Origin of the sequence: Paenibacillus chungangensis (genome assembly GCF_042675905.1) — a bacterium.
GTDB lineage: Bacteria > Bacillota > Bacilli > Paenibacillales > Paenibacillaceae > Pristimantibacillus > Pristimantibacillus chungangensis.
Genome location: NZ_JBHTJZ010000060.1, coordinates 1 through 20,619, shown reverse-complemented (window position 1 = coordinate 20,619; position 20,619 = coordinate 1). Strand labels below are relative to the sequence as shown.

General features: G+C 44.9%; 19 protein-coding genes and 3 pseudogenes. 8 read left to right on the top strand and 14 right to left on the bottom strand.

Annotation, left to right across the window (positions count from 1 at the left end; translation table 11 throughout):
* Window positions 1–60: 60 nt before the first annotated feature.
* From ACFQ2I_RS19960 to ACFQ2I_RS19930, 7 genes are all read right to left on the bottom strand, one after another.
* The gene (locus tag ACFQ2I_RS19960; RefSeq protein WP_377567381.1) at window positions 61–978 is read right to left on the bottom strand and encodes an S-layer homology domain-containing protein; all 918 of its coding nucleotides are present in this window, start codon (window positions 976–978) and stop codon (window positions 61–63) included.
* Window positions 979–990: 12 nt separating this feature from the next.
* On the bottom strand, window positions 991–2,658 hold the full coding sequence (locus ACFQ2I_RS19955) for a ribulokinase (RefSeq protein WP_377567378.1): 1,668 nt from the start codon (window positions 2,656–2,658) through the stop codon (window positions 991–993).
* A 40-nt stretch (window positions 2,659–2,698) separates the two neighbouring features.
* Window positions 2,699–3,526: a carbohydrate ABC transporter permease gene (locus ACFQ2I_RS19950; protein WP_377567377.1), complete on the bottom strand. Its 828-nt coding sequence runs from the start codon at window positions 3,524–3,526 to the stop codon at window positions 2,699–2,701.
* Between the two features lies 1 nt (window position 3,527).
* The gene (locus ACFQ2I_RS19945; RefSeq protein ID WP_377567375.1) at window positions 3,528–4,391 is read right to left on the bottom strand and encodes a carbohydrate ABC transporter permease; all 864 of its coding nucleotides are present in this window, start codon (window positions 4,389–4,391) and stop codon (window positions 3,528–3,530) included.
* 72 nt (window positions 4,392–4,463) lie between these two features.
* Entirely contained in the window at window positions 4,464–5,759 is a 1,296-nt protein-coding gene (locus tag ACFQ2I_RS19940) for an ABC transporter substrate-binding protein (RefSeq protein WP_377567373.1), read from the bottom strand.
* Window positions 5,760–5,991: 232 nt separating this feature from the next.
* The gene (locus ACFQ2I_RS19935) at window positions 5,992–7,218 is read right to left on the bottom strand and encodes a response regulator transcription factor (RefSeq protein ID WP_377567371.1); all 1,227 of its coding nucleotides are present in this window, start codon (window positions 7,216–7,218) and stop codon (window positions 5,992–5,994) included.
* Window positions 7,211–9,001: a sensor histidine kinase gene (locus tag ACFQ2I_RS19930; protein WP_377567369.1), complete on the bottom strand. Its 1,791-nt coding sequence runs from the start codon at window positions 8,999–9,001 to the stop codon at window positions 7,211–7,213. Before ACFQ2I_RS19930 ends, ACFQ2I_RS19935 begins: the two co-directional genes overlap by 8 nt.
* A gap of 228 nt (window positions 9,002–9,229) precedes the next feature.
* Here ACFQ2I_RS19930 and ACFQ2I_RS19925 point away from each other — a divergent pair, with 228 nt between their 5' ends.
* Window positions 9,230–9,382: a hypothetical protein gene (locus ACFQ2I_RS19925; RefSeq protein ID WP_377567367.1), complete on the top strand. Its 153-nt coding sequence runs from the start codon at window positions 9,230–9,232 to the stop codon at window positions 9,380–9,382.
* 223 nt (window positions 9,383–9,605) lie between these two features.
* Here ACFQ2I_RS19925 and ACFQ2I_RS19920 read toward each other — a convergent pair whose 3' ends face one another.
* From ACFQ2I_RS19920 to ACFQ2I_RS19910, 3 genes and pseudogenes are all read right to left on the bottom strand, one after another.
* Window positions 9,606–10,025: an ATP-binding protein gene (locus ACFQ2I_RS19920; protein WP_377567365.1), complete on the bottom strand. Its 420-nt coding sequence runs from the start codon at window positions 10,023–10,025 to the stop codon at window positions 9,606–9,608.
* Between the two features lie 33 nt (window positions 10,026–10,058).
* Entirely contained in the window at window positions 10,059–10,211 is a 153-nt protein-coding gene (locus ACFQ2I_RS19915; RefSeq protein ID WP_377567363.1) for a hypothetical protein, read from the bottom strand.
* Window positions 10,212–10,223: 12 nt separating this feature from the next.
* Window positions 10,224–10,625, bottom strand: a pseudogene (locus tag ACFQ2I_RS19910) (ATP-binding protein); the annotation flags it as partial.
* Window positions 10,626–10,792: 167 nt separating this feature from the next.
* Between ACFQ2I_RS19910 and ACFQ2I_RS19905 the strand changes: the two are divergent.
* From ACFQ2I_RS19905 to ACFQ2I_RS19890, 4 genes are read left to right on the top strand one after another with little or no spacing between them, the layout of a single operon-like run.
* Complete coding sequence (locus ACFQ2I_RS19905; RefSeq protein ID WP_377567361.1) at window positions 10,793–11,176, top strand: hypothetical protein; 384 nt, start codon at window positions 10,793–10,795, stop codon at window positions 11,174–11,176.
* Between the two features lie 16 nt (window positions 11,177–11,192).
* Window positions 11,193–12,035, top strand: coding sequence for a tyrosine-type recombinase/integrase (locus ACFQ2I_RS19900; protein WP_377567359.1), 843 nt, complete (start codon window positions 11,193–11,195; stop codon window positions 12,033–12,035).
* Complete coding sequence (locus ACFQ2I_RS19895) at window positions 12,028–13,014, top strand: tyrosine-type recombinase/integrase (RefSeq protein WP_377567357.1); 987 nt, start codon at window positions 12,028–12,030, stop codon at window positions 13,012–13,014. Before ACFQ2I_RS19900 ends, ACFQ2I_RS19895 begins: the two co-directional genes overlap by 8 nt.
* Window positions 13,001–14,026: a tyrosine-type recombinase/integrase gene (locus tag ACFQ2I_RS19890; protein ID WP_377567355.1), complete on the top strand. Its 1,026-nt coding sequence runs from the start codon at window positions 13,001–13,003 to the stop codon at window positions 14,024–14,026. Before ACFQ2I_RS19895 ends, ACFQ2I_RS19890 begins: the two co-directional genes overlap by 14 nt.
* Window positions 14,027–14,065: 39 nt before the next feature.
* Here ACFQ2I_RS19890 and ACFQ2I_RS19885 read toward each other — a convergent pair whose 3' ends face one another.
* From ACFQ2I_RS19885 to ACFQ2I_RS19875, 3 genes and pseudogenes are all read right to left on the bottom strand, one after another.
* Complete coding sequence (locus ACFQ2I_RS19885; protein ID WP_377567353.1) at window positions 14,066–14,455, bottom strand: ATP-binding protein; 390 nt, start codon at window positions 14,453–14,455, stop codon at window positions 14,066–14,068.
* Window positions 14,452–15,909 (bottom strand): IS21 family transposase, encoded by a 1,458-nt coding sequence (gene istA / locus ACFQ2I_RS19880; RefSeq protein WP_377567351.1) that lies wholly within the window; start codon window positions 15,907–15,909, stop codon window positions 14,452–14,454. The genes ACFQ2I_RS19885 and istA overlap by 4 nt, the downstream gene beginning before the upstream one ends.
* Window positions 15,910–16,206: 297 nt before the next feature.
* Window positions 16,207–16,899, bottom strand: a pseudogene (locus ACFQ2I_RS19875) (group II intron maturase-specific domain-containing protein); the annotation flags it as partial.
* A 140-nt stretch (window positions 16,900–17,039) separates the two neighbouring features.
* Here ACFQ2I_RS19875 and ACFQ2I_RS19870 point away from each other — a divergent pair.
* The 3 genes from ACFQ2I_RS19870 to ACFQ2I_RS19860 are packed head-to-tail and all read left to right on the top strand — an operon-like array spanning window position 17,040 to window position 20,251.
* Window positions 17,040–18,275: a tyrosine-type recombinase/integrase gene (locus ACFQ2I_RS19870; protein WP_377567349.1), complete on the top strand. Its 1,236-nt coding sequence runs from the start codon at window positions 17,040–17,042 to the stop codon at window positions 18,273–18,275.
* Entirely contained in the window at window positions 18,268–19,254 is a 987-nt protein-coding gene (locus tag ACFQ2I_RS19865) for a tyrosine-type recombinase/integrase (protein ID WP_377567348.1), read from the top strand. The genes ACFQ2I_RS19870 and ACFQ2I_RS19865 overlap by 8 nt, the downstream gene beginning before the upstream one ends.
* Window positions 19,241–20,251, top strand: a complete 1,011-nt coding sequence (locus ACFQ2I_RS19860; protein WP_377567346.1) for a site-specific integrase — start codon at window positions 19,241–19,243, stop codon at window positions 20,249–20,251. Before ACFQ2I_RS19865 ends, ACFQ2I_RS19860 begins: the two co-directional genes overlap by 14 nt.
* Window positions 20,252–20,367: 116 nt before the next feature.
* Here the strand turns inward: ACFQ2I_RS19860 and ACFQ2I_RS19855 are convergent.
* A pseudogene (locus ACFQ2I_RS19855) lies at window positions 20,368–20,529 on the bottom strand (group II intron reverse transcriptase/maturase); the annotation flags it as partial.
* Window positions 20,530–20,619: the final 90 nt, after the last annotated feature.

The window sequence follows — 20,619 nt, the reverse complement described above, 5'->3', positions numbered from 1 at the left end:
TTGTGATGATTCTAGAAAGTCAAGGGGTTTTCGTGAACTTTGATGATATCTTTATGACTCTTATCGAATTACCTGGTTTTGGATTGAACTGCATAAGTCATGTATTCTAATTCCGTTTCCAGCTTTCGCCAGTATTATTTTTTTTCCTTTGGTTCCATTCTTCAAATAGATCGATTCGGTTCCGCCGCCTTTGATCGTTAATTCACCTTGAATATCTACATTGTCTAAAGTAACATCACCTTCAGCGATTCCTTCGGCTAGAATTAAATCCCCTTCTACTGTCATATCTTTCAAAGTGACATCTGATGTATTCACAACTACATTACCTTGCACCGTTCCTTCATAGGTTCCTGCATTGTTGAATAGCTTTTCAACTGTGTTATTCAGCATTTTTACAAATTCTGCTCTTGTAATATTACGCTTTGGCTGGAACATTCCGTCATTCCGTCCTAATACATATCCCTTGTCCTGCATCTGTTTAATGTATCCTTTTGCCCAAGTCGATATTGAAGCATCATCTGTAAAGACTGTAGACGGCTTTGTAGCTTCCTCCATATTTAACACTCTTGCTAAAATAACTGCTGCTTCTTCTCTTGTTACAAAATCATCAGGTCTGATATATCCCTCATATCCCAACATAATACCTGCTGCATGCATTTTCAAAATGGCATCATAGTAGTAGGAAAGCTCTTTCACATCATGAAAAGATGACTCGTCTGTTTCTTGATATTCCATCAGGCGGTTCACAATAACTGCAATCTCAGCTCTTTTGATGTTATCATTCGGTCTGAATTCGCCGTCATATCCTTTAATGATGCCAAGACCGCTCCACTTATCAATTTCTATTTGAGCCCAGTGACTTGAAGTATCGTTAAATGTTTGGGTTTTTTGGGCTTGTACTTGCATAGATAATAAAGGTATTAAAATAATTGCAACTGTAAAAACAATCCATATGCGCATGAATTTTTGTTTATACATCTTACATCTCCTTTATCCTTTTAATCTAAGCTTCTTCAAGTCCTTCATCAGCTGTTTATTCTCTTCACCAAAGTAGTGGTGCAATGTGCTGTATGCTTCATATAATTGTTGATAGGCCTGTACATTTTCTGGGATAGGCTTATAGGTTTCATCCTTCACTCTAGCCATGTGCATGGCAGCATCAGCAATCGTGTCATAACCGCCGGCTTCTGCTCCTGCAGCTACTGCGCCATGCATCGCCGCTCCTAGTGCGGCAGTCTGTACGGAATCCGCAATTTTAATTTCCCGTCCGGTTACATCAGCGTATATTTGCATAAGCAGCCTATTTTTTTGAGGCAAGCCGCCGCATGCGTACAGCTCATCTACAGTGATACCGCCAGCCTGAAAGGCCTCTATTATTTTTTTTGTACCAAACGCTGTTGCCTCTAGCAATGCTCTATAAATTTCTGCAGGCTTCGTCTGCAATGTGAGCCCTACAATCAAGCCGGTTAAATCCGCATCCATTAAGACGGAACGATTGCCATTCCACCAGTCAAGCGCCAGCAGCCCGCTTTCACCCGGACGTGATTGCGCAGCCTGCTGCTCCAGCCATTCATGTACGCTCACATTTTGCTGCTGAGCCGCCTGCTTCACCTCACTTGGCACTGCTTCATTTACAAACCAAGCGAAGATGTCTCCAACTGCTGATTGTCCAGCCTCATAACCGTAATAGCCGGCAACAATGCCATCCTCCACCACACCGCAAATGCCATCTGCATGTATTTCCTTGTCGCTCAGAAGCAAATGACAGGTTGAAGTGCCCATAGTCAGCACAAGCTTGCCCGGCGTCACCACACCTACTGCAGGAACCATGGCATGCGCATCGATATGACCTACTGCTACAGCGGTATTGGGGAGCAATCCTATTGCCTCCGCCATTTGTTGATTCAAATCTCCTGCTTTCGTTCCAATCGAAGCGATTGACCCTCTTAGCTTAGTGCTTGTCAAGTGTTCCAAGCGAGGATCTAATGCTTTCAAGAAGGCTTCACTCGGATAGCCGTCACCCTTGTGCCAATTCGCCTTATACCCGGCTGTACAGCTATTACGTGTCATCACGCTGGTCAATTGCATCGTTACCCAATCTGCCGCTTCCATGAATAAATCAGCAGCTTCGTATACCTCTGGCGCCTCATTTAGAATTTGATGAACTTTAGGGAGCATCCATTCCGATGAAAGCTTCCCACCATAACGGGAGAGGAATGCTTCTCCCCGTTCCTCAGCCAAAGCATTTATTCTCGTTGCTTCCTCCTGCGCTGCATGGTGCTTCCATAGCTTCACCCAGCTGTGCGGATTGTCCTTCCATTCATCCAGCTCACAAAGTGGAACCCCTGCTTTATTGAGCGGTAGCATCGTACACGCTGTAAAATCAATGCCAATGCCAATGACGCTGTCTGGCTTGACAAATGATTCCTTTAAAACTGCCGGTATGGACTGCTTCAGCACCTCCATATAATCCAAAGGGTGCTGCAAAGCCCAATCCGGTTCAAGTCGAACTTCTGATCCAGGCAGCTGCTCATCAATAACACCGTGTGGATAGACCGTCACATGTGAAGCGATTTCTTCTCCTGTCGCAGCATCGACTAAAAGCGCTCTCCCCGATTCTGTTCCGTAGTCTACACCTATTGCATATTTTTTGCTCATCGCTTCGTCCTCCAACACATAAGATAAAAGCACTTCCAGTCTACCCTTTAACAGCCCCTGCAATCATACCTTTCGTAAATTGCTTCTGCATAAACAAGTACAGCACAATAATCGGTACTGAAGCAAAGAAAACAGAAGCAAACACAATATTCCATTCCGTCGTATATTGACCTATCGCTCTATATATACCTGTCGTAATCGTTAATCCTGAGTCTCCTCCAAGAATATATAGCGGTGGCAAGAAATCATTCCATATCCACATTCCTAAGAAAATAACGACTGTTGCCGTACATGACTTCAATAACGGGAAGTAGATTTTGAAGAAGATCGTAAATGACCCTGCACCATCGATCATAGCTGACTCCTCTAAGGAGCGCGGCAATGTTTTGAAAAATTCAACATACAAAAAGAATCCAATACTGATATACGTAGCTACGTTAAAGAAGATCAAGCCTGCAAATGTATTAATAAGCCCTAGCTGCTTCAGCACTTGAATTTCAGGAATAAGTACAAGCTGCTGGGGAATCATCAGACCTGCCAATATAATAAAATAAAGTGCTGTGCTTCGTTTACCATCGCGTCTAGCAAGTACAAATGCAATCATAGAGGAACAAAACACTAATAACAGCACTGAAAACCCTGTAATCACAATACTGTTCCAATATAGACGTAAAATATCGGAGCGTTCAAACGCTTCTACGAAATTTTCAAAAATAGCGGGATAAGGTAGTGATAACGGTGATTTTATTATATTATTCAAGCTTTTAAACGAGTTAACTAAAACAACGTATAACGGAATAGCATAAATCATTGTCAGCACAATAATAATCAGCTTGTACAAGATTGAATATAGATTTTTTACTGCCATACTACATCTCCACCTTATATTTGCGTAATATGAAAATCTGCAAGCCTGAGATGATTACGATCATAACGAATAATGCAAGCACAATTGCAGAGGAGTAGCCGATCATATTATAGGAGAATGCTTGCTCCACAGCATAAACGGCAATCGTTTGAACGTTACCAGGTGTCATAATTTTCACGAAATCATATTGCTTTAATGTGAAGATAATAGCAAATACTGAACTTATCGTAATACCAGGCACCAACAGCGGCAGCGTAATGCGGAAAAATTGTCTGACTACACCCGCTCCGTCCACCTTAGCAGCTTCATACAGCTCCTCAGGGATCGATTTGATCGAAGTATCATATATCGTCATATAAAAACCAATAGCAGCCCATGAAATAACAAAAGACAGCATAAAGGTTATGGTTAGCGGTGTTTTGAACATATCCACAGGGGGAATATTCACTAGCTCTAGCAATAAATTAATAATGCCACCATTCGTCTGCGTCATATACGACCATATAAAAGAGACAACGACACTGCTCAAAATTGCAGGAATAAAGAACAATGTTTTAGAATATTTCGCCGCTCTTGATCGGTTATTCAGCATAGCCGCAATCAATATACCTGCAACGTTGACCGTTAGTGTAAATAAAAGCGTCATCCAAAGCGTCGTTTGCAAGGCTTCAATAAAGAAGCGATCATCAAACAGCAGCTTAAAATTATCAAGCCCCACAAAGCGGTAGCTGTCACTAATCCCATTCCAATTCGTAAAGCTGTAATAAAGACAAATGCCAATCGGGATTAAAAAGAAAATAGAATAAATTGAAAACCCCGGCAGCAAATAAAATATGTCACTCAATCTCCATTTTTTTAAGTTCATCTCCACACCTCCATTGGAGGCTGTCTTCGGTTTTATACAAAGACAGCCTCACATCAACAGCTCTAGTTGTTTCTATCTATTCAAATTATTGTTTGCTTTCTCCCATTCCTTGTCCATAAGCTCCAGTTCTTTCTTCACATCGATGTTAGGATCAGTCGCCATACGAACCGTCATCTTATCGAAGAATGATTGCAAGCCTGGCAGCAATGCTGCATCGCCTGTCATATCATAGAAGTTTTCAACCTGCTTATAGCCCTTCATCTTTTCCTCTATTTCCATTCGAAGGTCACTCTTATCATATTCCACTTCTTCCTTCGTTACCGGGAACAGCATCTCAGATTGGAGGAATTGAGCTGCCCACTCTGGATCTGTTACGAAAAATTCAACGAACGCCTTCGCGACCTCTGGATGCTTCGTATCGGCACTTATCGCTAGTCCTTCATTTAACCAAACCGGAATCGTATTTGCATCGTTATCATTTGGCATCGGGAAGAAGCCAACTTCAAAGTCATGCTCTAAACGAATATCATCCGCTTGTGTCCATGAGCCCATAATGTACATCGCTGTCTGCTCGTTATAAAACGCTTCAATCATTTGTGTATAACTGATGCTTGAACGGCTTTCGTCCGTAAAGCTCTGTGTGAGCTTCTTATACTTTTCTGCAACTTTGACCACGTTGTCATCTGCAAAAGCAACCTCTCCTGCATTACGCTTCTTGCCCCAATCAGGATCATCTGTTAACAAATCTGTCGATAAGAGCAAGGACATCGTAATGAGCTGCGGCCAGCCATCCTTCACACCCAGGGAAATCGGTGTGGTACCCTTTGCTTTAATGGCTTCATTCAATGCAATAAATTCTTCCCAGTTTTCAGGCTCCTGCAAGCCCATTTCTTCAAACATATCTTTATTGTAGAAAACGCCGCCTACCTGTTTTTTGTACGGTACAACATAATTTTTACCTTCAAACTTCCCTACAGATGTATCTGCAATGTAATCCAGATCAGCTTCATCAAACGCAAGCAATGACCCTGAGTTAATGAAATCTCCAGGTGAGGTCATAACCATTACATCTGGAAATTTACCTGTAGCCAACAACGTTTTCAAATGATCACGTGAGGATATATTAGAAGATGGCTGGGATACAATTTCAATCGTCACGTTTGGATGACTTTCCATAAACTTCTTCACAGGAATTTCCCAGAATTCAATGGGTAATTGAGGCTGTTCGTTAACTGCAAACGTTAATTTCACCTGTTCTTGCTTATCCACATTCTCGTTGCCTTTTGTTGCTGGATCATTGTTGTTTTGGCCACTGCATCCTGCTAGAATGACCGTCATAATGGTGATGATTAGTAACAACCTTTTCATTCTAAAACCCCCTGTGTCGTTATTAAGTTTGTGAACTTACTATTATTTTACTAATGGCCCAATCACCTCACAATGTAACGAATTCTCGATTTTCTAGTAAATAATTTAGGTTGCGACCAAATAAAAATGAGCCCCGGTGAACCCTTCTTAAAATGCGGTCGCCTAAACGACATCCATTGGAAGGATTAACCAAGACCCATTTGAAGAAACTGCACATCATCCTTCTACACCATTATTTGATGGAAGAAGGGTTTGCATGCATGTGTTTTTTGAATATTTTCAAGAAATACGAATAGTCTGTGAAGCCGACGGCCTCTGACACTTCATACACTTTCATTGATGTGTTCTGCAGCAATCGAGTAGCCTTCTCCACGCGATAGCGATTCACATATTCTGTGAACGGAGTACCCGTCTCTTGTTTGAATATTTGACCCAAATAGGATGCATTCATTTGCACCGCTTCAGCCAGCCCTTTTAACGTAAGGCTTTCTGAATAATGCTCGTCAATATAAAGAAGTACGTCACGCAGAGGCTTGGGATAGGCGTTGAGACATTCAGCGCTTTTACTTGTTGCCGCTTGTACGGCTTGTGCCGGCAACAGCTTACTATGCATCTCTCTTTGCGCAAGCTTGTACGATTGATGCAGTTGATGAACACCTTGAACCTCAGTTCCCCTGTATAGTAGTGTTTCCTTATTTAAATAATCTAAAATTTTTTTTTGATTCGTTGCCAGCACATGCTGACGAATATGATCAGGCTGGTCTGCAAAATGACGATTCATCAGCAATACGACGTGTCCAATTGGGTTAACAAAGGCAAGCCCATACCCCTCAGCGGCCAAAATTTCATTGCATATATTTGAAACTGCATATAACAACAGCTGTTTTTCTTTCTCGGAGTAATCATCAAAGTGCTCGCTTGCAATCTCCAATAATGCTGTACTGCATAACGTCTGATCAAGTCCTAAAAACTCAGACTTTTCTTTATATTCTTCTAAGCTAATAGTGTGATGAACCAGTCGGTTCAGCGTATTCGTGCGCAGCGCTTCCAACCCTTCGCGAAACCTAATCTGCTCATATACCTGCTTTTCTAGACTTTGAATAATACTTTGTAGATTGAACAGTAATTCTTCATCGTCGATCGGCTTTAATAAGTAACTCTCAACCCCATATTCAATCGCCTTTTTCAAAAAAGCATAGTCACTGTATCCGCTTAAAATAATTATTTTGGTCATAATTTGCTCGGTTTTAATGTGCTTTATCACGTCAAGCCCATCCAACACAGGCATTCGAATATCTGTAACCATAATATGCGGTTTCGTCTGATGTAAAAGTTCTATCGCTTCATTGCCATTTGCCGCCTCACCCACGATATCTAAATCAAGAGGGCACCTCTCAATCAACTGACGCAATCCCATACGAATCAGCGGCTCATCGTCTACAATTAATATGCTATACATCGAACTCCTCCTTTATCATAGCTGGCAAGGTGATGACCACCACTGTTCCTTCATTCCATTCACTATGAATATGGATACTATAGGCTTCGCCGAATAACAGTTGATTTCGCTGATGAACATTTGATAAACCGATATGATATAAATGGTGAGACTGTTCATTCTTAGCTAGCTTTTCGCGAATTTGCGCTAATTTATCTGGCTTCATTCCGATTCCATTATCAGCTATCTTAATGGTTATCATTCCATTTGTCACATGTATAGAAATTTTAATCGTCACTTTACCAGAGGTGTAGGCCGCGCCATGATGGATACAGTTCTCAACAATTGGCTGCAGACTCAGTTTCGGAATAACAAAAGGCGAAGCCTCTTTCATAATATCTAACTCAATTTGAAGTGCATGCATATAACGAATGTTTTGAAATTGCAAATAGTATTGCAGGTAACGTATTTCGGACTCTATTGGTATCATCATTTCAGATTCGTGAAGATTCCATCGAATCATTTTTCCCAACAAACTAATCATCTTAGCTGCATTCTGATGCTGCTCTCCAAGTGAAAGCACCTTAATGGATTCCAAAGCATTAAATATAAAATGCGGGTTTATTTGAGCCTGTAAAGCATTCAACTCCAAGGTTTTCATTTTAATTTGCGATAAATATTCAACCTCAACTAAGTGCTGAAGTTTTTCTTGCATTTTATTAAAGCTTATCTCCAGGTAACCCAATTCGTCATTCGATGATATTTTAATTTCATGGTTAAAGGAGCCGCTTTGTAAAAATCTCATATGACGAATCAACCTATAGATTCGTTTCATAAATACTCGAATGACAAGTATGCTGGTCAACAGGGTCATCCCGATAAACAAGGCAATGTATTTCACTACATCCAATTGAATTGCCCTAACATTCTTAATGATATCCCCCTTTTCAACGATATTTAGATACATCATATTCGTTTGTTCAGACGGAAATCGATTAATAATATTTTCATCTACATTTGTCATTGGCTCTGACAAAAGCTCAGTCCTCGTATTTGCCGTATGTTCATCCTTCGAATCAAAATATACGTATCCTTCTTGATCGAGCATCAATAAGCTGCCCCGCATGTCTTGAAGCTTTTCCAGAATCTGTTCACCCATTCTCTCGAGATCAATATTCATAACCATGGTTCCCAGTTTATATTTATCCTGAATTTCATTTAAATTATACAGCGACATATACAATGAAGCGACCGGTTCTAATTTCTCTTTCTCAACCCCACTTATATAATCAGGTACATAATTCCTGAATAATTGAACTCTGTTGGTTGAGAATTGTCGCATCGTTTGAATCGTTTGGCTCTGTATGAGCTGACTCGTTGGAACAACATCTCTATACTTGACATTAGAACAGAAGAACACATCATTATTTTCCGCAATGATCATCATATCTGTAATTTCCAAATTGGATTTGCAAATGTTTTGCAACTGCATTTGAATACTCGTATTTCTACGTTGCGTTCCTTCTTGCTTATGCAGCATATCTGAAATACTGAGTCCCAAATCTCCTGGCAAATAAGCCTGGGTGAACGCATCATGGATGTTGATCAGATGCTCATCCATTTCTGTCTGAAATTTCTCCGCCAGCTCATATTCGTACTTAGCTTCTGTATTAATTAAGCGATTAGCCATGCCATTTGATACAAAAATAGCCGTAAACGTCATCGCTGCAACAATAATGCCACAAAAGGCAAACACTAATTTTAAGAAAAACGTATGTCCTGCCAATCTGTGCAGTAAACTCATAGGCTTCAATTCACTCCACTTATTTTTAATTATTACTACCTTGCTTGTTATACATACTATATCTAATTTATTAACAACTGCAAATATCTTCTTGGGCTCCCTTCCTTCAAACCACTCCCTTCACTTTTCGAGTTTATAGAGCGCCTCTATCGAACCAGCAATTTCAAGCAAAAATCGAGATTACGGAGTATTGTGAATAAAGGGGTTCTTCGTCGAGCAGGTGGTGGCATGGCGGGACGCCTGTATGCAAGCCAATGGCGGAGTCTCCGCACTGGAGCCAAGCTGCAGAAGAAACTTCGCACGAAAGAGCAAGAGAACAAGGACTTAAGCCGAGAGTTTATACGTAAAGAAACAGCGCTCGCCGAAGCAGGCGCCTTATAGGTACTACGAAAAATGCCCAAGCGATTTTTGGGGACCAAGAGTACGAATGATCAGTCCATCAAATCGCGAGCAAGCCATTACACTGATTGGGGAAGCCGTAGATGCCGGTACAAGAGAAACCATGGATTGCTTGGAGCTCGGAAAATCACAGCGAACTGTATTTCGTCAAGCAAAAATCCAAAAAAAATTGTGCATTTTCCCCCTTCATCGTCGTGGGGAATTTTTACCGCTCTTTCATGAGCGCGTGTTTCATTCGGTAGCTCTCGCCCTCGAATACAAGCAAGTGCCCGTGGTGCGCCAATCGGTCAATCATCGCCGAGGCCATCTGGTCGTCGGTGAAGACGGTCCCCCACTTGGAGAACTCCAGATTCGTGGTAATGACCAGGCTGCGGCTCTCGTAAATGTCGGCAATTACACGGAAGAACAATTGCGAGCCATCCTTGTCGACGGGGATATAACCCCACTCGTCGAGGATGAGCAGTTGGCAGCGTTGAATCTCGCTCATGAGCCGCTCGAGAGTGCCACCGCGCTTCGCTTCGGCAAGGCACATTACAAGCTCGGCCACGGTGTAGAACTTCACCGTCAAGCCGAGTTGTATTTCGTCAAGCGAAATTACCCAAAAAAATCGTGCATTTTTACCCATCATTCTCATGGGTATTTTTCAGCGGCCTCGGCATCAAAAATCAGGCGTTGTAAGTTTTCGGTACAGATCTAGATTTCCTTGTTCGAGTGCATCGCGTTCCTCTTTCAGCTTTCGAATTTCTTCTCGCAAACGCTCAATAGCAGCTTCCATCTCAGTCCGTTCTACAGCCTCACTTTGTGGGTTCATTGCATTCGCCTCCTAGCGCTCTTTCATCAGTGCATGCTTCATTCGGTAGCTCTCACCTTCAAATACGAGCAGATGGCCGTGGTGCGCCAGTCGGTCAATCATGGCCGCGGCCATCTGGTCGTCAGTGAAGACGGACCCCCATTTGGAAAACTCGAGATTGGTAGTAATGACGAGGCTGCGGCTCTCATAACTGTCGGCAATAACGCGGAAGAGCAACTGCGAACCTTCCTTGTCGACCGGTATGTAACCCCATTCGTCCAGAATGAGAAGTTGTGTTCGCTGAATCTCGGTCATCAGCCTCTCGAGCGTGCCAGCTCTTTTGGCTTCGGCCAGACGCATAACGAGCTCTGCCACAGTATAGAATTTCACGGTCATACCAAGCTCACAAGCGCGAAGCCCCGTCGCAATCGCGAGGTGCGTCTTGCCATTATGGAAAGCTTTCCATAAGGGGAATTATCGAAAGAATTTAGTTATGGAAAGAAATGAGCGTACAATCCACTATATCAATGATTGTTCGTTGATTTCTTTCGATAACACCTCAAAATAGACAATGAAATTATCATGTCTATTGGAGGTAAGCAATGGAAACAAGAAAACTGATTGAGGTACTCTCGATGGAGGTCATCAAAGAACTTGAGCGATTGAATTACGCTTATAACACCGTATGCGGATTGCGCGCTTCGTTCAAAAGGATCTGTGCATTTGCGAGAGACAGGAATGAGCCCTACTTCTCCGAAAATCTCGGTAAGGAATATTTGAAAGAAAAGTATGGCTGTACAGCAGATTACTATCTGGAGGCCTTCCCCAAAAAGGCGAAAGAAGCCATTCGCTCAGTCCGGCTTCTCGGCGATTATCAACTCCATGGGGTAGTCATTCGCAGGATCAAGAAGCGAAAGGGATATGTGAAGCCACCACAGTTTGAGGAAGCTCTGACAGCGTACGATAAAGGAATGCGAAAGCAATGAATACTCCTTGCGAGGAATGCGCACCAGACTGCAGCGACTGTTCTTTTTTGTGGATTATCTGTCCCTGCGCCAAGTGATGGAAATAGGCGCAATCACGCCCGAAATCATCTCCGAGTATGTCATTAGCATCTCCCCAAACCATGAAAAAAGTATTACAGCTATACTGACTACTCTAAGAGTGTTCTTGAGGTTCCTCTACCTGCACGGATACATCGAAATAGACTTGTCTCTTAGCGTGCCGAAGCAGAACAAATACAGTTACCCTTCTGTTCCATCCACTTGGGAGTCGGACGAGGTAAAACGGATGCTTGATGCTATTGATCGTGGAGGCCCTCTCGGAAAACGAGACTATGCCATCCTTCTTCTTGTTGCAAAGCTTGGAATACGGGCCGGTGACATCAAGGCGTTGAAACTCTCGGATTTAAATTGGACTTCCAAAACCATTACCATCACGCAGGAAAAAACAAAGGTCGAAGTTACCTATCCCATTCTGCATGACGTCGGCTGGGCATTAATCGATTATCTCCAACATGCAAGACCCGTGTGCGATGCGCCATTTTTGTTTGTGCGTCTGAATGCCCCTTTTGAAGCTTTCGGTGAAAACGCCAATCTTCATAACATTATTACAAAATACACTCGGTTGGCTGGAATTACTGTTCCCCGCGGGAAACGGCACGGGCTTCACTCGTTAAGGCACTCGCTTGCAAGCACGCTTTTGGAGCAGGGAGCATCACTTGCCGTCATCTCTGAAATTCTAGGTCATGTAGACTCGAAGTCCACTTCAGTGTATCTGCACACAGATATGAAAGGGCTGATGGCCTGTGCGCTTGACCCGGAGGAGGTCCTGCTGGGTGTCTGAAGCTCACCGATACAAGAGTGCTCTGTCCGTCCCAATTGAAGGCTACATTGCTGAGAAGCAGGCTGTAGGGTATGCATTTAGGAAAGGAGCCGACTTGCTGAAGAGTTTTGACTCCTATTTACATAGCCATTGCCTGACAAAAACAGTTCTAAGTAAGCAACTGGTGATGGAGTGGACTGCTCGCAGGCCCAATGAGACCATATCCACCCAGTGTGGCAGGATTTCATTGCTGAGGGGATTAGCCGAATACATGAGTCGTCTAGGCTATTCAGCGTATGTTTATCCAAAGGCGATGGTCACCATAAACAGATATACTTACATCCCTTATATATTTTCAAATGATGAGATGAAACGGATTTTTGAGGTGTGCGACAACTATCCGTCGAACAATTGCGCACCCATTCGACATATGGTCTTGCCGCTATTAATGCGTATACTTTACGGCTGTGGTCTCCGGATTTCCGAGGCAATGCAACTGACCTGCGAGGATGTTGATCTGAACAAAGGTTCCTTGTACATTCGAAATACCAAGTTCAATAAAGAGCGAATGTTGCCTATGTCGAAAAGTCTCACGGAGCGATGCCGGAAATATTGTAAAACTGTCCACGTTGGAAAATCCGCGAACCCATACTTCTTTCCTTCTCCATATGGCGGACATTATTCCGAGGCAACCCTGTACCAGCTCTTTAGAGATGTGCTGCGGAAAGCGAGAATTTCACATTTAGGGAGGGGAAAAGGCCCCCGTATTCACGATTTTCGGCATACCTTCGCCGTAAATTGCTTAAAAAAGTGGGTTGTTGACGGGAAGGATCTAAACAACTGCCTTCCTTATCTTTCAGCCTATCTCGGTCATGAAGATATGCGTGGCAGCCAAAGATATTTACGACTGACTGCTGATTTGTATCCCGACATAACACGTAAGGTCGAAGAATGCTGCTCGTACATCATTCCGGAGGTGAAACCGTATGAAGCAGACTGATTTTGCGAAGACGCTTACTCGGTATCTGACAGATTTTCTGCCCAGACAGCGAAACGTCAGTCCCAATACGATTAAATCCTATCGCGATACCTTCAAGCAGTATCTTAAGTTCATGCAAGAGGAAAAACAGGTCAGGCCGGATAAGATTTCGTTCGGTTCTGTGACCACACTGAGCGTTAAGGATTTTTTACACTGGCTCGAATCTTCTAGGAATGTGAGTGTCAGCACCCGGAACCAGCGGTTAGCCGCCATTCACAGTTTCTTCAGATATGCTCAGAGCGAGAATCCAGAAATCTTATTTGAGAGCCAAAAGATTCTAGGCATTCCATTTAAGAAGAAGCAACAACAGACGATAGCACATCTCTCTATGGATCAATTGGCTTATTTGTTCGAACAACCTGATACTTCCACGAGAAGAGGACGCCGCGACTTGGCATTAATGGTGGTTCTCTACGATGCTGGCGCGAGAGTACAGGAATTGATCGATCTAAAGGTCTGTGAAGTGAGGTTGGCCCAACCTGCAACGATCACTTTGACGGGAAAAGGCAACAAGAAAAGAAACATTCCGATTATGGCTAAGACTCGAAGCATTCTTGAAAACTACATGACTGAAAACCATCTTCTTGAGAACGGGCGGCAGCAAAGTCCACTGTTTCACAATAGCAGATACCAAGCGTTTACTAGACCCGGCATTACGTACATCCTTGATAAATATTTCAAGCAAGTAAAACTCAGATATCTTGACGAGGTTCTTCCGAAAAAGCTGCATCCGCACATGCTGAAGCATTCAAAGGCTCTACATCTGTTGGAATCTGGTGTCAATCTGATATATATCCGCGATTTGTTGGGGCATGTTAGTGTGACTACAACTGAGATATATTTGAAGTTTGATACTGAGCTTAAAAGAAAGGCTTTGGAAGCTGCATATCCCCAAGTAAACAGCCAGAATGCTCCAGCGTGGGAGGAAAACACGGATATTCTGCAATGGCTGAAGAATCTTTGCCGATCATAATTATTATGGAAAGATTTTCGGATATGCCTAACCATGATTCTAAGGCTCTACTGAAAATCTTTCCATAACCAAATTCTTTCGATAATTCCCCGTGCCGACCGGACCATAGAGTACAAGATTGCGACGGCCTTGAATGAAAGTGCCCTCTGTCAAATCGCTCCATAGTAGCGACGTCGGCAGCTTGACTCCATGTCGGTCATAGCCGTCGAGCGTTTTGTAGACTGGGAACCCGGCACGGCTCATGAGCCGGCTGCGGCGGCTGCGTTCCCGGCTTTCCATTTCTTCGGCGAGCACGCGGTGCAGAAATTCCTCCTGCTTGGGCGTAGCTTCCGTTTCGCATAGCGTCACCGCACGCTGGCTGAGCACGAGCTTCTTGCAAAAGGCGGAGATTTCACTACGAAGCGTCTCTCGTTCACGGGTCAGGCTCATTGCAGTGTACCTCCCACAGGCTCTAACAAACGGTCGTACATATCCAAATTGACAGTGCTGCTTTCCTCAGGCTCGAATGTAGAAAGTCTGGCTGCAAGTACAATGCTGTTCGCACTCGTCAGCCGTCCGAGCTCCGACGCTTGCTCCATTGCCTGGATGGCCGTCTCGAAGTCGTACCTCCCAGACAAATCGTTCATCGTGCTTAGGGCCTCCTTTAGTCCGGTGCGGTCGAGCAAGTCCATCTCAGCACGAAGGCGATCCGGAAGGGCTTTGCGTATCAGGCTGTTCCGCCAGGCTCCAGGGCTCTGCAGCAGGCGGCTAAGCGTCGTCCGTACATCGACGCTGTCTGTGCGCTGCTTTCCGAACATGCGAATATGCGTGCTAATGGCATCGCCACTGGGCGCCAGTGGCTCGACCGTGTGAGCGCCGATCCGCACGACCAGTTCCCGTCCTGCCCATTCCGGCGAGGACGAATAGAAGTGCTTACCGTCAATCAAGAACTTACCGTAGCCGTCGGTCTTTACACGTGTATAGCGGCATGCGGCAAAGGGTGACCGCGGCAAGTAGAGGAACGTCTTCTTGTCATTTTCAAAGAGTCTGGCTATGGAAACACCTTTCTTGTAGTGCTCACGTTGCCAGTCGGTTTCGCAGCGACTCAGCAGCTCGCGGTTGAAGGCTTGCACGTCGGTAACGGTGGGCAAGGGGACAAATAGATTGCGCCTCATGTAGCCGACCTTGTTCTCCACGTTGCCTTTCTCGTGACCAGAGTAGGGATTGCAAAACGTAATCTGGAAACCGTAGTGCGCCTTAAAGCGCAGGAATACCTCCGCCATCCGCACATTCTCGCTGACGCGTCGGCCTACGCCACTAGCGTTATCGAAGATGAGACGCGTCGGAACGCCTCCGATGCGATGGAACAAGTCTTGCAGTCCATGGGCGACGCATTCTGCCGTTTCTCCGCCGAAGAGCTGAACGTAACCGGCATTGCTGTAGGGGAAGCTAACGCAGAGGAACTTGTACACCCGCTTCTCGCCGCTAGCATCGTAGAAATCTGCTTCGCCGAAGTCCACTTGTGCTTCGCCTGGCTGCCAGTCCAACTCGAGTGTACCTTCCTGGTAGTGATGTTCTCGGAGGCTCTTCACATAGCGCTGAACGAGCGGATACGATGCATCATAGCCTACACACTCAGCGGTCAACCGCTTGTGGATTCGCATCGCGGTGTGGCGCTGTTTGTACCGATTCTTTCGATCTTCCTCTAACCACTGCTGGATCAGCAGCTTGAATGGATCCAGCTTGGAGGGCAACTCTTCTTTCTTTGCTTTGGGCTTCTCTTGAAATCCGTCTTCCGCCATGTATTTGCTAACCGTCTTTCGTGAGTATTTCAGACGTTCGGCGATAGCCACCGGCCCCAGCCCCTTCGCCTGTAAATCTTTTATCGTTTCGACTTGACTCATCTTCAGCATCTCCCGTCTCCGCCCTTCGTCATGCTCTACGAAAGGTATCGGAATTAATCGAATCGAACGTTTTACCCTAACTGTGACTTTGCAAAATAAATCGGCAGAGGATTTGCAAATTCAGCCGGCAACAAATAAGCTGTTTTCGAAAAGATTTACACAATACTCCGGCATCAATACGACAAATTTGCACATTACACCAGCAATGAAAACGCCGGCGGCTTCCAATCGAGTAGGAGAGGGTGACTAACCCCCGACCTCTCACACCACCGTACGTACCGTTCGGTATACGTCGGTTCACGAAATATTCCGTAAGAATTTGTATCTGTCCGTTAAACTCTTCAAGCCGTTAGATTTCCAGTATTGGTTGCCTAACGATCTGTGAAGAATCGGACTGCAAGCTATACGCCAATATCCCTTCCGAGTATTCCCCCATTCAAAGGCTTTATCTTTAGGAACTCCTAAGGATATAAGCCTTTTAACTTTGGTCTTGGGTTTCTTCCATTGTTTCCAAAGACACATGCGAAGTCGTCTTCGTGTCCACTCGTCAAGTCCTTGAAAGATGCTGGGTGTGTCTGCTAGAGCAAAGTATCCACACCACCCAGTCAGATATCGGTTGAGTTCTTTAATCCGCTGTTCCATAGAAAGTGGGCGTTTCCGCGATGTAATCTCCCGAATTTTCGCTTTCACCTTCTTTAGACTTTGCGGAGCAACTCGAACTTTCGGCTCTCTATTCCATGTAAAGCTGAATCCAAGGAACTTTCGTTTCCATGGACGGTCTACCGCGCTTTTCTCTTGGTTGACTTTCAACTTGAGGTTTATTTCAATGAAAGTTGTAATGGATTTCTTCACTCGTTCACCGGCTTTACGTGTTTTCACGTAAATGTTACAGTCGTCCGCATAGCGGACGAATCTATGACCGCGGCTTTCCAATTCCTTATCAAATTCATCTAGGACAATATTCGATAATAGCGGACTTAACGGTCCACCTTATGCAAAGAAAGCTACTATGCAAAGTAATCGGTGAAAAAGCCCGCGGCTACAACGATCAGTAGTGATTTACTTTGCATAGTATCCGAAGATGATGGTACGAGCATCGCGCTCAACTATCATTTTAGGAGGCATACACCATGCAAAAGCAAACCTTGGAAGAACTGATTCGGGATTTGGATCAAGAGATGTTGCGGTTAGGCTATACCGAGGGATCTATGAAGTTTTACCGCAGGCGTTGGCAAATGCTGCTTCAATTTGCAATCGAACGTGGAGAATCCCACTACTCCGAGCAAATGGGCATTGCGTTCGTCGAGAAGCACTTCCAGATCTTCGAGAAAGACTTCGATCGAACCTTGGCGCAAGCGGAAACGCAGGAGCTGCGCATCATTCGAATGATCGGTGACTTTCAGTTGCACCACACCGTATTACGCCGCTACTACAAGCATAAGGAAATCCTGACTGATTCCTATTTCATTGACACAAACGATCACTTTAAGCAATATTGCACGCGCAAGTCGTACTCACGCGTTACAACTGATCATTATGTCAAGCAATCAGCGCGGTTCATGGATTATTTGGTTTCGCAGAAAGTTACGGATTGTAAGGAGATTCACCTTAACCTAATCCATAACTACCTCAAAACTTTGGCTGGCTACACCTACAAGACGGTGGAGCAAGTGATTTGCGCTCTACGTAGCTTTTTCCGGTTCCTTCTGGAAACAGAAGTCATCCAAATCGATTTCGCAGCAAAAATGCCGATGGTACAAGCCAGAAAGCAGACGCGCATTCCTTCCGTATGGACAGCGGAGGAATTACAAAAATTGATCGCCGCCATTGATCGAGGAAATCCGAAAGGAAAGCGGGATTACGCCATCATTCTGTTGGCTTGTCGATTAGGCATGCGTTGCACCGATATTAAGCATCTGCAGATGACGGATTTCCATTGGGAAGCGAAGAAACTGACCTTTATCCAGTCGAAGACCAGACAGCCGCTTTCTTTACCGCTGACGCCGGAGGTCGGTTGGGCTGTGATCGATTACCTGAAATATGGCCGTCCAAAAGTCGACACCCCTGTTCTGTTTGTCCGGCACATGGCGCCATTTGGTCCCTTCTCCGAAGACGACCATCTCAATCAATTGATTAAACGGTACATGGAATTGGCACATTTGCCGACGTTAAAAAAGCGCCGCGGCATGCACTCGCTCCGGCACACGATGGCCAGCAGGCTCTTGGAACAAGACACGCCGCTTTCTACCATCTCAGACATACTCGGTCATGTCGACCCCGATTCAACCTCTGTTTACCTGAAGGTCGACATCGAAAAACTGAGGGCATGCTCGCTTCACTTGGACGAGGTGAACAGCCATGAATAACGATCGATATACAGGACCGTTTAAGGATCACATTGTTCGCCATGTCGCCCTGAAGCAGTCTGTCGGATACAAATACGAAACCGACGCTGCTCATTTGGAACGGTTTGATCGATTTACGCAGGAGAAATACCCGGAGGCCACGACGCTTACCAAAGAAATTGTCTTGGATTGGTGCGGTAAAAAAATGCATGAGACAAGGGCCAACCAACTCTCCCGCACATCGATCATCCGTCAATTCGGTATCTATCTGGACCAAGTAGGAGTGGCCGCTTATGTCATTCCCAAACGATATTATCCTGCGGAAACGCCTTACGTGCCGTACATTTATTCGATCGACAAGCTCCAACGTTTTTTCGCTGAAACGGATCGATGCCGCTATTGTTCCGAATGCCCTTACCGGCATTTGATCATGCCTTTGTTTTTCCGAATGATCTATACCTGCGGGTTACGCGTTTCTGAAGCCAGGCTACTGACTGTAGGCGATGTGGACTTGAAGCAAGGCATTCTTTCGGTGCACCATTCCAAAAAAGACAACAGTCGGTTGGTTCCTATGTCAGATGAACTCGCCGAACGATGCCGCAGTTACTTCAGAGAAGTGCATTCCTTCCCAAAAGATACGGATACATTCTTTCCAGCATTGGGTGGTAAACCAATGACTCTGACGAACGCTTACAGTAACTTTCGACGTTTTCTTTGGCGAGCGGGCATTTCACACGGCGGTAGAGGCAAAGGACCAAGAATTCATGATTTCCGCCACACATACGCTTGTCACTGCTTGAAAAAATGGGTCCGTCAGGGGAAAGACTTGGCTGCTTATCTGCCCATTCTGAAAACGTACTTGGGTCACGATTCATTTGCGGAAACCGCCTACTACCTGAGACTGACAGCGGATGTGTTCCCTGACCTTACGCTGAAACTGGAAGGGCGATACCCTGACATTATTCCATCATTGGAACGTGCTGCCGATGAAGCCTACTGATTTTGCTGAACATTTGACGGCCTTCCTCTCGACCTATTTGACGTCGCAAAAAAACGTCAGTAAAAACACGATTTATTCCTACCGGGACACCTTCAAGCTTCTCCTCCGATACTGCCAGGATGTGAAGCAAATTCCGGCGGAACGGCTCACCCTGGCCAAGTTTACAGCCGATTTGATTACAGGGTTTCTGGACTGGTTAGAGTCCGAAAGAAAGTGCAGCATCTCAACAAGAAATCTGCGTCTTACTGCCATTCATTCGTTCTTACGCTACGTACAGTATGAAGAGCCAGCTGGTCTCTTACCTCTTCAAAAAGCGATGGCCATTCCGATGAAGAAGACTCCCAAAGCGGTGGTCGAGCATTTGTCGCCGGAGGCGATGCAACTGTTACTGGCACAGCCGGACCGAAACAGTTTGAAGGGCCGGCGAGATCTGGCCTTGCTTAGTGTCTTGTACGATACCGGTGCTAGAGTCCAAGAACTCATCGATCTTCGAGTCGGCGATGTGTTTCTAGATACGCCTGCCGTCATTCAACTGACGGGAAAAGGCAACAAGACCCGGCGTGTTCCGCTGATGAAAAACACGGTGCATGTATTACAACGATACAAGCTTGAGCAGAAGCTAGATAGTCCGTCAAAGAACGAATATCCCTTGTTTACAAACAACCAGCGAAACAAACTAACGAAGGAAGGTGTTGCTCACATCCTTGCTAAATACGCAGCAACGGCTAGACAACTATCTACGATTGTACCGCCGAAAGTACGGCCTCACATGCTCCGGCACTCCAAGGCCATGCATCTTCTGCAAGCGGGCGTCAATCTCTTCTACATTCGTGACTTCCTCGGTCATGTGGACCTGAAGACCACGGAGGTCTATGCCAGAACCGATACGGAGACAAAGCGAAAAGCGATTGAACAAGCCTATCCTGATCTCATAGATAACAACTTGCCAGACTGGAACCAAGATCAGGCATTACTTTCTTGGCTTTCGGAACTGTAGATTAGAATACTATGCAAAGTAAATGCAGCCACAATCCCATATTGACGGGCTTTTTGAGCTTTACTTTGCATAGTGCTTTTCTTTGCATAAGGTGGACTATGCAAAGCTTTGCATAGTCCACCCTGCGGGGCTCCTTGAACAGTGTCCATCACCACTCCATTGATCATTGCTCCAGACTGCAGGTATTTACGAATCAGCTTTAAGATCGTTTTGTCTTTCACTTTCTCCGCAAGTCTTGCCATCAGTCTGTCATGGTTCACTTGATCGAAGAATTTCTCTTTAGCGATATAAGATAGACCCATGAGATTCGCTAGTGTACAGGATCGACAGATCCTGTACACTAGCGAAAGAGAGAGGAGCACATCTTG